At 63.0% G+C, this 12827-nt stretch carries 11 protein-coding genes and 2 pseudogenes; all 13 read left to right on the forward strand.

From position 1 onward, the window contains the following. Positions 1–24 precede the first annotated feature (24 nt). The 13 genes and pseudogenes from pyrE to HB778_RS24995 all read left to right on the forward strand — a co-directional run bounded on the left by pyrE (position 25) and on the right by HB778_RS24995 (position 12718). Positions 25–603 (forward strand): orotate phosphoribosyltransferase, encoded by a 579-nt coding sequence (gene pyrE / locus HB778_RS24935; RefSeq protein WP_183457795.1) that lies wholly within the window; start codon positions 25–27, stop codon positions 601–603. Between the two features lie 13 nt (positions 604–616). After that, positions 617–997 carry a VOC family protein gene (locus HB778_RS24940; RefSeq protein WP_183457796.1) on the forward strand — a complete coding sequence of 127 codons (381 nt, stop codon included), beginning with the start codon at positions 617–619 and terminating at the stop codon, positions 995–997. Between the two features lie 263 nt (positions 998–1260). After that, positions 1261–1860, forward strand: a complete 600-nt coding sequence (locus HB778_RS24945; RefSeq protein WP_183457797.1) for a DUF2062 domain-containing protein — start codon at positions 1261–1263, stop codon at positions 1858–1860. Then, positions 1857–2270 (forward strand): holo-ACP synthase, encoded by a 414-nt coding sequence (acpS, locus tag HB778_RS24950; protein ID WP_172230668.1) that lies wholly within the window; start codon positions 1857–1859, stop codon positions 2268–2270. Before HB778_RS24945 ends, acpS begins: the two co-directional genes overlap by 4 nt. Positions 2271–2347: 77 nt before the next feature. After that, positions 2348–3097 (forward strand): signal peptidase I, encoded by a 750-nt coding sequence (gene lepB, locus HB778_RS24955; protein ID WP_183457798.1) that lies wholly within the window; start codon positions 2348–2350, stop codon positions 3095–3097. A gap of 2 nt (positions 3098–3099) precedes the next feature. Further along, a complete protein-coding gene (gene rnc, locus HB778_RS24960) occupies positions 3100–3813 on the forward strand; it encodes a ribonuclease III (RefSeq protein ID WP_183457799.1) in 714 nt (237 codons plus the stop codon). Then, on the forward strand, positions 3798–4730 hold the full coding sequence (gene era, locus HB778_RS24965) for a GTPase Era (protein WP_096456325.1): 933 nt from the start codon (positions 3798–3800) through the stop codon (positions 4728–4730). Before rnc ends, era begins: the two co-directional genes overlap by 16 nt. After that, positions 4731–5622, forward strand: a pseudogene (locus HB778_RS24970) (aminoglycoside phosphotransferase family protein). Between the two features lie 598 nt (positions 5623–6220). After that, positions 6221–7399, forward strand: coding sequence for a porin (locus tag HB778_RS24975; protein ID WP_183457801.1), 1179 nt, complete (start codon positions 6221–6223; stop codon positions 7397–7399). A gap of 132 nt (positions 7400–7531) precedes the next feature. Then, the gene (recO, locus tag HB778_RS24980; protein WP_183457804.1) at positions 7532–8293 is read left to right on the forward strand and encodes a DNA repair protein RecO; all 762 of its coding nucleotides are present in this window, start codon (positions 7532–7534) and stop codon (positions 8291–8293) included. A gap of 200 nt (positions 8294–8493) precedes the next feature. Next, complete coding sequence (locus tag HB778_RS24985) at positions 8494–11238, forward strand: DUF2339 domain-containing protein (protein WP_183457806.1); 2745 nt, start codon at positions 8494–8496, stop codon at positions 11236–11238. Between the two features lie 174 nt (positions 11239–11412). Further along, entirely contained in the window at positions 11413–11931 is a 519-nt protein-coding gene (locus tag HB778_RS24990; RefSeq protein ID WP_056563409.1) for an RNA polymerase sigma factor, read from the forward strand. Continuing rightward, a pseudogene (locus tag HB778_RS24995) lies at positions 11928–12718 on the forward strand (anti-sigma factor family protein). The gene HB778_RS24990 and the pseudogene HB778_RS24995 overlap by 4 nt, the downstream one beginning before the upstream one ends. Positions 12719–12827: the final 109 nt, after the last annotated feature.

A 12827-nucleotide genomic window follows, 5' to 3' on the forward strand; every position in this document is an offset into this window, starting at 1 on the left:
TGATCTATCTGGGGGCAGGCGCAGATGAAGACCGATGAAGTGCTGGGCATTTTCCGCGAGGCCGGTGCTGTTCTGGAGGGGCATTTCATCCTGACATCGGGCCTGCGCAGCCCGGTCTTCCTGCAGAAGGCAAGGGTGTTCATGCATGCCGACAAGACCGAGCGGCTGTGCAAGGCGCTGGCGACAAAGATCCGCGCCGCGGTGCCGGGCAAGATCGACTATGTCGTCGGCCCGGCGATCGGCGGCCTGATCCCGGCCTACGAAACCTCGCGTCATCTCGGCGTACCGGCGATCTGGGTCGAGCGGGAAGGGGGCGAGTTCCGCCTGCGCCGCTTCGAAATCGCCAGGGGTGCGCGCGTCGTCATCGTCGAGGACATCGTCACTACTGGGCTCTCGATCCGCGAAACCATCGACTGCCTGCGCGAGCTTGGCGCCGAGGTGGTGGCCGCCGCCTGCATCATCGACCGTTCGGCTGGGAAAACCCATGTCGGCGTGCCGCTGATCGCACTCGCCGAATATGAGGTTCCGGCCTATCCGCCGGACCGGCTGCCGCCGGAACTTGCCGCGATACCGGCGATCAAGCCAGGAAGCCGCAATATCTAACGAGGAGGTCGAAATGATCGTTGGCATCGATCATTTCGTGTTGACGGTCGCGTCGCTCGAAGCAACCTGCGCCTTTTACCAGCGCGTGCTGGGCTTTGAGCGCATCGACACGCCGGGCCGGCCGACCGCGCTGGCTTTTGGCAGCCAGAAGATCAATGTCCATGAGATCAGCCGCACTTTCGAGCCGAAGGCGAAGGTGCCGACGCCAGGGTCAGGCGATTTCTGCCTGATCACCGAACGGCCGCTCGACGAAATCCGTGCCCGGCTCGACGCTAACGGCGTTGTGCTCGAGCTGGGACCGGTCGAACGCATCGGGGCGCAGGGTCCAATGATGTCTGTCTATTTCCGCGATCCGGACGGCAACCTTGTCGAAGTCAGCCAGTACTTGCGGTAGTGTCTCAAGCATCCGGCTGCGACAATAAGCCGAAGGCATTCTCAAATTCGCCGTGATTGTCCGGTGTTGGAAGAGGGAACCTTACCAAAAATTATGGCGGTGCGGTCGCTGAGCAGCTGGCCTTTGGTTGTTGTGGGGGTTGGAGATGGCTATATCAAAGTGGCGATTGCCTTTGGGCGATCGTAAAGCGCAAGATGTGGCGGTCGAAGCCTGGCTGGAAACAGTCGGCATGTAAGCTGCAAGTTGTCGGGAATAGGAAAAGAGTGCTTTTTCGTCGCCGCAAGCCTGATGGCCTTTTTGAGCGGGTGCGCACCTATCTGTGGCCGCGCCGGTCGTTTTCGCGCTCGCTTCAGTATTTCTCCAAGCGCATCCTGCGGCTGAAGGCCACGCCGCATGCGGTGGCCGCTGGTGTCGCGGCCGGTGTCTTCGCTTCGTTCTTTCCCGTGGGCTTCCATTTCATCATTGCCGCCGTTCTGTGCTGGGTGATCGCCGGCAATCTGGTGGCGGCGGCGCTCGGCGCTGTTTTCTTCGGCAATCCGCTGACTTTTCCGATTCTGTGGGGCGCATCCTGGGAGACCGGCAAGCTCATCCTGCACGATCGCCTGCCGGCGCATGGTCCGCCAGCGCATCTGGGCGAGATGTTGCACACGCTTTCCTTCGCGAAACTATGGCATCCTGTGCTGGAGCCCATGCTGATCGGCGCGGTACCGCTCGGGCTGGTGTTCGGCCTGCTGTTCTACGGTGTGACGCGCTGGGGCATGACCGTCTTTCGCGAGCAAAGGCGCAAACGGCTGGCTGAGCGCGCAAGCCGTGGTCAGCAGCCGCCTCATCCCGGTGCGAGCATCGGTTCCGCCGCACGATGATCATCGGCATCGGCAGCGATCTGATCGATATCAGGCGTATCGAGAAATCGCTTGAGCGTCACGGCCAGCGCTTCGTCCAGAGGATCTACACCGAGGTCGAACAGGCGCGTTCGGAGAACCGCCGTGCCCGTGCCGCCTCTTACGCCAAGCGCTTCGCCGCCAAGGAGGCCTGCGCCAAGGCGCTGGGCACCGGCCTGGCGCAAGGTGTCTTCTGGCGCGACATGGGCGTCGTCAACCTGCCCAGCGGCGCGCCGACCATGGCGCTGACCGGCGGCGCGCTGGCGCGGCTGCAAAAGATCCTTCCGAAAGGCCATCGGGCGGCGATCCACCTCACCATCACGGATGATTTTCCGCTCGCTCAAGCCTTTGTGATCATCGAGGCGTTGCCCGTCGAAGAAGCGCCACATTGATTGCATCTGACGACCGGCATTGACGTTGCCCAGCGCGCGCCGAGACTCTATACATCCAACGCACAATCGAGGACGACATGAGCGTGGCTGAAAAATCCCAGAAGAAATCCGGCGGGCTTGGCGAAACCGTCAGCGTCATCGTCCAGGCGCTTTTGCTCGCCCTGGTCATCCGCACGCTCTTGTTCCAGCCCTTTTCGATCCCGTCGGGATCGATGCGGCCGACGCTTCTGGAAGGCGACTATCTGTTCGTCACCAAATGGTCCTACGGCTATTCGCGTTATTCGCTGCCTTTCGGACCGGACATTTTCTCGGGCCGTATCTGGGGTTCCGAGCCCAAGCGCGGTGACGTGGTGGTGTTCAAGTTCCCGCCGGATCCGTCCGTCGACTATATCAAGCGGGTGGTCGGCCTGCCCGGCGACAAGATCCAGATGAAGAACGGCCAGCTGTTCATCAATGGCGTCGGCGTGCCGCGGGTGAAGACCGGCCAGATCGACAATCCCGATATCACCGAAATGCCTCAGCCGATCGACGTCTACCGGGAAACCCTGCCCAACGGCGTCAGCTACGACACGCTCGACCTCAATCCGAATTCGATCGGCGACAACACGCGCGAATTCGACGTGCCGCCCGGCCACTATTTCATGATGGGCGACAACAGGGACAATTCCGCCGACAGCCGGTTCACCGTCGGCTACGTTCCGGCCGAGAACCTGGTTGGCCGCGCCAACCTTGTCTTCTTCTCGATCGGCGGCAAGGCAAGCCCTCTCGAAATCTGGAAATGGCCGTCGCTGATGCGCGTCTCGCGCCTGTTCCATTTCGTCAACTAGGGATGGCAGCGGCAAAACGGCTGACCGCCGACGCGCTCGCCGAAGCGCTTGTGGAACGCACGGGCCATGCCTTTGCCGACCGCCAGCGCCTGCAGCGTGCGCTGACCCATGCCAGTGCCCGCGGTGCCAATGCCGGCACCGACTATGAGCGTTTCGAGTTTCTCGGCGACCGGGTTCTCGGCCTGGTCGTTGCCGACATGCTGCTGGCCGCGTTTCCCGATGCGGCGGAAGGCGAACTGTCGCTGCGGCTCAATGCGCTGGTCAATGCCGAGGCTCTCTCCGAGATCGCCGAACATATCGGGCTGCCGGACCTGATCCGCGCTGGATCGGACGTGCGCGGGCTCGAGGGTCGCAAGCGCGTCAATCTGCGCGCCGACGCCTTGGAATCGCTGATCGCCGTACTCTATCTCGACGGTGGGCTGGAGGCGGCACGCGCCTTCATCCATAAGTACTGGCAGCCGCGTTCGCAGGCTTCCGGCGCGGCGCGGCGCGACGCCAAGACCGAATTGCAGGAATGGGCGCATCAAGCGGCGAGTGCCGTTCCGGCCTACCAGATCGACAGCCGCGAGGGACCGGACCACGATCCGCTGTTCACCGTCAGCGTCAGGGTTGGCGCTTTTCAGCCGGCGACCGGCAGCGGCCGTTCCAAACGTGAAGCGGAGCAGGCAGCTGCGGCTGCCCTTCTGCTGCGCGAAGGTGTATGGAACGCGGCATGACAGATATTGAAACTGCTGAAGCTCCCGCCACGCATTCCGGCTTCGTCGCGCTGATCGGCGCGCCCAATGCCGGCAAGTCGACGCTGGTCAACCAATTGGTCGGCGCCAAGGTGTCGATCGTCACCCACAAGGTGCAGACGACCCGTGCGATCGTGCGTGGCATCGCCACGCATGACAATGCGCAGATCGTCTTCGTCGACACTCCGGGCATCTTCAAGCCGAAGCGGCGCCTCGACACCGCGATGGTGACCACCGCATGGGGCGGCGCCAAGGATGCCGATATCGTGCTTTTGCTGATCGATGCCGAGCGCGGCATAAGGGGCGATGCCGACGCCATCCTCGAACGGCTGAAGGATGTGCGCCAGCCAATGGCGCTGATCCTCAACAAGGTCGACCGGGTCAAGCACGAGACGCTTCTGGCCCTTTCCGCCGCGGCGAACGAGAAAGTACCGTTCAAGCGCACCTTCATGGTCTCGGCGCTGACCGGCTCCGGCTGCAAGGACCTGCTCGATTATCTGGCGCAAGCGCTGCCGGCCGGCCCCTGGTACTACCCGGAAGACCAGATTTCCGACCTGCCGATGCGCCAGTTGGCGGCCGAGATCACCCGCGAAAAACTCTATCTCAGGCTGCATCAGGAACTGCCCTATTCCTCGCATATCGAAACCGAGAAATGGGAAGAGAAGCCGGACGGCTCGGTGCGCATCGACCAGACCATCTATGTCGAGCGCGACAGCCAGAAGAAGATCGTGCTTGGCCATAAGGGCGAAACCATCCGTGCCATCGGCCAGGCGGCACGCATGGAGATTGCAGGCATCCTCGAGCAGAAGGTGCACCTGTTCCTGTTCGTCAAGGTGCGTGAGAACTGGGGCGATGATCCCGAGCGTTACCGCGAGATGGGGCTCGAATTCCCGCATTAAATGGACGGCAAGCTCGCCATCGACACGGCTCTGGCCCGCCGGTTGGTCGCCGCGCAATTCCCCCAGTGGAGGGATCTTACCGTCAGGCCGGTCGAACCTGGCGGTTGGGATAACAGGACCTTTCATCTTGGCGATGAGATGACCGTGCGACTGCCGAGCGCGGCCGCCTATTCCCTACAAGTGGAAAAGGAACATCGCTGGCTGCCGAGGCTGGCGCCGCTTTTGCCGCTGCCCATCCCGGTACCGCTGGCGATGGGCGTTCCAGCCGAGGATTATCCCTGGCATTGGTCCGTCTGTGGCTGGATCGAAGGTGAGACCGCGAGGCGGGAGAACATCGCCGACCTGTCGCAATTCGCGGCTGACCTTGCCGAGTTCCTGATTGCATTGAAACGCGTCGACCCATCAGGCGGGCCGGCGCCAGGGCAGCATAACTTCTTTCGCGGCGGACCGCTGAGCGTCTATGACGGTGAGGCAAGGCAAGCGAATCACGGCACTCTGTGGCCGTATCGATGCCAGTGCGGCGAGTGCCGTTTGGGAAGAAGCCCTTGCCGCGACCTGGCAGGGACCGCCTGTCTGGTTTCATGGCGATGTTGCCTCGGGAAATTTGCTCGTCGAGGACGGCCGCTTGAGGGCCGTGATCGACTTCGGCATCTTTGGCGTCGGCGATCCCGCATGCGACCTCGTGATCGCCTGGACCCTGTTCGAGGGCGAGAGCAGGGAGGTTTTCCGCGCCGACATCGCTGTCGATGGCGCGGCCTGGGCACGCGGACGTGGCTGGGCGTTGTGGAAGGCGCTGATCACCGCCGCCGGTCATATAGACAACCCGGTTGAAGTCGACAAATCCTGGCGCGTCATCGCCGCGGTGCTGGCCGATTACCGACGCTGGACGTGATGTGATTCCTTGATCGTCCTTGTTTCTGCTCGCCTGCGTTTGTCGCATTGAGCTTGAGAAAGCGGTCCCGTGCCGGCTCACGGTGAGCGGGTGGCTGTCACAATCGATACGCTGGAGCGTGTGACAGCCTGTTTCGACCGCCTTGGCGAGATTTGGCCGACTTAGCAGGCGGTGTTGGAATTCCCTTGCGTCATCGCGGGCAGAGGACGCCTGCTTCACATCTGTGGCAGGCAATGTAACGGTTACTTTTCAATCTAAGTAGCCAAAAAATACCATTTTCAGCCTATTAATTGGAAATATCTCGTGCTGAGCGCATAGTTAGCCGAGAAACTATCCGAATATATATTGAATATATGACGTTGTGCCAATTGTGCCAGCCGCTAGATTGGTAAGTGTTATTTCTGCAACACAGCATTAATCTGTTCGCGGAATCAACGTTATTTCAAAAACCGTCATTGAAGGCGGAGGTTTGATGGGTATGTTCGCCGCGAAAAGGGGACGCGGTGCGCGCCTTTTTCGTTGTGGGGGTGAGGCGGGAAAACATATCCGCCAGCCACAAATCCGAAGCCATTTAAACTATGACTGGAGAGGTCAGAAAATGAACATCAAGAGCCTCCTTCTCGGCTCAGCCGCGGCACTGATCGCGGTCTCCGGCGCTCGCGCCGCGGACGCGGTTGTCGTCGCCGAGCCGGAACCGGCCGAATACGTCAAGATCTGCGACGTCTACGGCGCCGGCTACTTCTACATCCCGGGCACCGAGACCTGCCTGCGCATCGGCGGCTATCTCCGCTATGACATGGGCGTTGGCGATTCGGGTACGTTCGATGGTGTCAATAACGTTGCCGATCACATGGATGGCGGCAGCCACGACACCTGGTACAAGAACATGCGTTTCACGCTGAGGACTTATACCGGCCAGGAAACCGAGCTCGGCACGTTGAAGACCTTCACCGAGACCCGCTGGCAGTTCGGCAATTCCTCCGGCGACTATGATGGAAGCGCAAGCACTGGCTGGCAGGCCGCCAATACCAAGGCAGATGGAACCAGCAAGACTTCGCTGAACTTCGCTTGGATCCAGCTCGGCGGCCTGCGCGTCGGTAAGGATGAGACAGCATACGATGCATTCATCGGTTACGCCGGCAACGTCATCCAGGACACGATCATCCCGTATGGCATCAAGGACACCAACGTCGTCCAGTATTATTTCGACGCTGGCAGCGGCTTCACGGGCGTGGTCTCACTCGAAGAAGGCACCGGCACCAGCACGATCGACAGCTATGTTCCGCATGTCGTCGGCGGCTTGAAGTACAAGGGCGACTGGGGTGCGATCACCGGCGTCGTCGCTTATGACAGCAACTATGAAGAAGTGTCCGGCAAGGTTCGCCTGGACGTCAACGTCACCAAGGAGCTGTCGCTCTTCGTCATGGGCGGCTACGGCACCGACGACAATTCCAAGGACGACGCTGCCAACTTCCTCAAAATCCATGGCCGCACCCAATACAAGCCATGGGGCGGCAACTGGGCCGTCTGGGGCGGCGGCACCTACAAGTTCAACGACAAGACCGCGTTCAACGTCCAGGCCTCGGCTGACGACGACAAGAACTACGCCTTGGCTGCGAACGTAGCTTATACCATCGTCCCCGGCTTCACGATCACGACCGAAGTCGACTGGGATCACTACGGCAACTACGGCAACCCCTCCGTCTACGGCAACTGGTCCAAGGCCGACAAGAAGGACGGTATCGGCGGCATCGTCCGCTTCCAGCGCAACTTCTAATCGATCGACTGACCTTACCAGGCCGCCCGCAGCGATACGCTGCGGGCGGTTTTTTATGTGTTCTCGCGAGCGTTGGCCCCGGTGCCGGGCCCATACCTTGATTTCGTCACCCGATCGGTGAAAAGCTCCGGCATGGAATGGCGCGACGAGGGAATCATTCTCGGCACCCGCAAGCATGGCGAAACCAGCGCCATCCTCGAGGTGATGACGCGTGCGCATGGCCGCCATCTCGGTCTCGTGCGCGGCGGTCGTTCGCGCAAGCAGCAGCCCGTTCTCCAGCCAGGCAATCGCGTCGATCTGTTATGGCGGGCGCGCCTTGACGAGCATCTCGGCACGTTCCAGGCCGAGGCCATCGAGATGAATGCCGCTCGGCTGATGGACAGCGCCGTCGCCGTCTATGGCCTGCAGACCATGGCCGCGCATTTGCGCCTCTTGCCCGAGCGTGACGCCCATGGCGGCCTTTACGAAGCGCTCGCCGTGATGATCGCCCATCTCGACGATGCCGATGCCGCAGGCGAACTGGTGGCGCGCTTCGAACTTCTGATCCTCGATGAGCTCGGCTTCGGCCTCGATCTCAGCCAATGTGCCGCCACCGGCACGAGGCAGGATCTGGCCTATGTCTCGCCGAAGTCGGGCCGCGCAGTGTCGCGCGAAGCCGGTGCGCCGTGGCGCGACAAGATGCTGGTACTGCCGGCCTTTTTGCAGCGCGGCTCCGGCCTGCGCGCCGATCCTGCGGCGGTCGAGGACGCCTTCCGGCTGACCGGGTTTTTCTTCACGCGCCACGTCTATGAACCGCGTGGTATCGACCAGCCCGATGCCCGCGCCGGCTTTCTCGCCGCACTGCGCAAATATCACGCAGCGCGCAAGGCTATTGCCGGAGACAATGCTGCATGAGCGAAGTCGTCTATCCAGGCTGGGTTGGTCTCGCCGCTCTGCCCTGGAGGCAAGCTCTTGGCTTTCGGCACCGAGACATGTTCGATATTTCCAGCCGCCAATCTGGCGGCACGTTGAGTTTTCCAGCCGTTTAGCCGCCGCATTTGGATGTCAGTGAGATGAAACGTCAGTGAAAACTGGCCTGGTTTGGGGGAACCGCCATGTTTGAAAGCCTGATCGGGCTTGTCGCCATCATCGCCTTGTTCGTCATCATTTCGCGCCAGCAGAGCCGCATCGGCCTTATCGAGCGCGAACTTGGCGCACTGCGCAGTCTCGTCCTTTCGGGCGCGGCGCCGCCGGTAGCCAAGCCGGCAGAACGGATAGCGGCCGATGCCAAGGCCGACGCGGCGCCGATGGCTGCGGCAGCGGCCGATATCGCCTCGCCAGTGGTGAGCGAACCGGTCACGCAGGCGCCAGCTACAGAAACGGAAGCTCCGGCCGGCGAGGCTTTGCCCGGCCCCTGGTCCGCGGGCGAGGCTCCGAAGGCAGCAGAACCTGTCGAGCCGATTGCAGCGGCCAAGGCCCCCGGCAAGCCGGATATCGAAACGGCGCTCGGCACGCGCTGGGCGGTCTGGGTCGGCGGCATCGCACTGGCGCTGGGTGGTCTGTTCCTGATCCGCTACACCATCGAGGCCGGCATTTTCGGCCCTGGCGTGCGGCTCACCATGGCGGCGGTGCTCGGGCTGGTGCTGGTCGCCGGCGGCGAGTTCATTCGCCGCACCGGCTTCAAGGTGCCGGTGCAAGGTGTTGCCGGCGCCTATATTCCGGCGATCCTGACGGCGGCCGGTGCCTTCATCCTGTTCGGCACCGTCTATGCCGCCCATGGCATTTACGGCTTCATCGGCCCGGCGCTTGCCTTCACGCTGCTCGGCGCCATCGGCGTCGCGACGATCGTCGCTGCTCTCGTTCACGGTCAGGCCCTGGCCGGCATTGGTCTCGTAGGCTCCATGGCGACGCCGGCGCTTGTGTCCTCGCAGGCGCCAAATCCATGGGCGCTGTTCGTCTATCTGGCGATCGTGCTTGCCGCCACAGCGGCGATCGCCCGCATGCGCGACTGGAAATTCCTGATAGCGGCCGCTTTCTTCGGCACCGGCGCCTGGACCATCGCCTACATGACGAACGCGCCCGGCGCCGACCTTGCCGTCATCCTGTTCATCGACGCCGTGACGCTTGCGGTGCTTGCCCTTGTCTGGCTGGGCAGTCGTGGCGGCGAAGAGGAAACGGCAAAAAAGGGTTTCGACTGGCCGTCGATCGTGCCGGGCGTTTTTGTTGCGTTTTCGGCGCTGGGCCTATCCGTCGATTCCACACTTGTCGCTGCCGGCGATGCCTTGCCGGGCGCCCTGGTCATCGTCGCCCTTGTCGCCACCGCGCTCTACCGACCGCGCGCGGTGCCGCTTCTGCATGCCGCGGGTCTGGTGAGCGTGATGATCTATCTCGGCATCATTCCGCCCACCACCATCGGCTCCGATTTGTCCCAAGGCAATGTAGGCTTTGACGGCCTGCGGGTGGCGGCCGGAAATCCCTTGACGCTGCGTATCGGCATTGGTCTCGGCCTGGTCTTCGTCGGCGCCGGTTTCTGGGCCGCCCGCCGTTTCGCCGCTGTCGCGCAGATCCGCGCGGCATGCTGGGCGGCATGGGGCATCGCTGCGCCGCTGGTCATCCTGCTGGCGCTGTGGCTCACCTACGGCAATCTCGACCGCGACTTTGTCTACGCCGCCGCAGCAGCGCTGCTGGTGGTGGTTTTCGCCGGCGGCGGCGAGTGGATCGCGCGTGCCGAAGAGCCGCCGCTCAAAGGCGGCATGGCCGTGTCGTTTGCCCTCGGTGGCGCGGCGATCGCCGGCCTCTTGATGCTGCACATGGCCTTCAATTCCGGCTGGACCACCATCCTGCTCGGTGCCGCTGCCATCGTACCGGCGCAGGCAACGCGTTGGCGCTCTTACCCGGTGCTTGGCTGGATTTCGGTGGGCGCGGCGATCGCCGTGCTTGGCCGCGTTGCCTTCGATCCAACCATCGTCGGCGCCGAATTCCTCTCCAAAACACCGGTGTTCAACTGGCTTCTGCCGGGCTATGGCGTCCCGGCGCTGGCCTTCGGCTTCGCTGCCTGGCAGCTCGTCCGCACCACCAACGGCCGGCCGCGCCTCGCCATGGAAGCGGCAGCCGCGCTGTTTGCGCTGCTTGCCGTTGCCATGCTGGTGCGTCACGCCATGCATGGCGGTGTCATCGACACGGGGGCGATGACGCTTGCCGAGCAGGCGATCTACACCCTGATTGCCATCGGTGCCGGCGCCATCCTGGTCGCCGTCGACATGCGCTCGCCAAGCTCGGTGCTACGCTATGGTTCGATGGCCGCCGGCGTGGTTTCGGTTGCCTTCATCGTCATCCGGCATTTCGTGGTGCTGAACCCGCTGCTCACCGACGAATCGACAGGCCAGATCCCGGTGTTCAACCTGTTGTTCCTCGCCTATCTCCTGCCGGCCATCGCTGCCGGCGGGCTGGCGCTGTATGCCCGCGACAAGCGGCCGAAATGGTATGCGCAGATGTTGGCGGTGGTGGCGGCCGTGCTTGCCCTGGCCTATGCCACGCTGTCGGTGAGGCGGCTGTTCAAGGGCGAGTTCATCGGCCTGTGGAGCGGGCTCGGCCAATTGGAGACTTACACCTATTCGGCGCTCTGGCTGGTGATCGGCGTGGCGCTGCTCACCGCCGGCGTCTGGCTGAAGTCGCAGGTGCTGCGCATTGCCTCGGCCGCGCTGATCGCGATCGCCGTGCTGAAGGTCTTCCTCTTCGACATGTCGGAACTGGAAGGCGTGCTCAGGGCGCTATCCTTCATCGGCCTGGGCGCCGTGCTGATCGGCATCGGCCTGTTCTACCAGCGGCTTTTGACCAGGGCAGCGAGGGAAAACGGATAAAGGCAAACAAGAACAATAAGATTTCAGTCCGACCGGGAATAAACCGGCACCCGCCGGCGTTGTCTCATTGCTTGGGTGACCGGGGCGGTGGACCGCTTCGCGCTGGCCGCTTGCGTCGCGCCCGGAAGGCGCGTTGAATCGGGATCAATGAGGGCGATTTCAGAACCAGCGGTCATGGACGAAAAGAAGGCAGCAATCCTTGGCGAAATACCGCGCCTGCGCCGCTACGCACGCTCGCTGTTGCGCGACCGCGATTCTGCTGACGACCTCGTTCAGGACTGCCTCGAGCGCGCGCTCATGCGGCTCGACAACTGGCAGACGGGAGAAAGCCCCAGGAGGTGGCTGTTTACGATCATGCATCATTTGTTCATCGACCAGATGCGCAAGGTGAACCGTCGCGGCGAAGCGGCGATGCTGCCGCTCGAAGCCGGCGAGGCGGTGGCCCAGCCTGCCGAGCAACTGGAGGGCATCGCCTCACGCGAGATCATCGACGCGCTGCAGGCGATCAGCCCCGATCGCCGCGCCGCCCTTGTCATGGTCGCCATCGAAGGCTTTTCCTATGCCGAGGCCGCCAACATTCTGGGCGTGCCCGCCGGCACGCTGATGTCGCGCATTGCGCGCGGGCGTGAGGAATTGCGCGGCTTGCTGGATGACACGGCGCGCCGCCGCGCGATAAGGATCGTCGAGAAATGATCCGCCGCGATTTTTCAGAACGTGACATCCACATGGCGCTCGACGGCGAACTGCCGACCGACGAGCGCGCCGCCTATGATGCCTGGCTCGATGCCAATCCCGAGATGAAGGCCAGAAGCGCCCGCTTCACAGCTGACCGGGAGGCATTGCGCTCGGCCTTTGCCGGCGTGCTGGATGAGCCTGTTCCCGCGCGCTTGCGCAAGGTGGTGCTCGGCGAAGCGCCTGTTAGGGCCGCGGTGCCACGCTCGCGCTGGTGGCTTGCCGCTGCCGCGGCCGTGCTTTTGGCCACGGGCGGATTTGGCGGCTACTTTGCCGGCATTGATGGCATCGGACAGGAGGATCCGGCGGAGGATCGGCTCGCCGAACAGGCAATTGCCGCCCATGTCATCTACGCCGCCGAGAAGCGGCATGCGGTGGAAGTGCCGGCCAGCGACAAGGATCATCTGCAGACCTGGCTGTCCAACCGGGTCGGGCTGAAGCTGGTGGCGCCGGATCTGACCGCGAACGGTTTTCAACTGGTCGGCGGCCGGTTGCTGCCGGCCGGCGAAGCCAAGGCCGCGATGCTGCTCTACGAGGACGACAAGGGCGAGCGCATATCGCTTTTCGTCACCGCGAATCGGCTGAGAATGCCAAGGGCACCTATGCTTCGGCGCAGGACGGCCCGCAGGCCGTCTACTGGCTGGACAAGGGCTATGGCTGCGCTGTCGTCGGCTCGTTGCCGCGCGAGCAATTGGCGGTCGTGGCCAAGAGTGCCTATGGCCAGCTTCTGGCAGGCCTCGCAAGCTGAGTGGGCCGCAATTGTTCACGGCCGGTGGCCTATCAAAACAGCGATCCTGTTCAAAGCCCGCGGGCTTCCTTGCCGGCGCGGAAACTGTCACAATTCGGCCCTAATCAAG

Origin of the sequence: Mesorhizobium huakuii, from assembly GCF_014189455.1 — a bacterium.
Classification (GTDB): Bacteria; Pseudomonadota; Alphaproteobacteria; order Rhizobiales; family Rhizobiaceae; genus Mesorhizobium; species Mesorhizobium huakuii_A.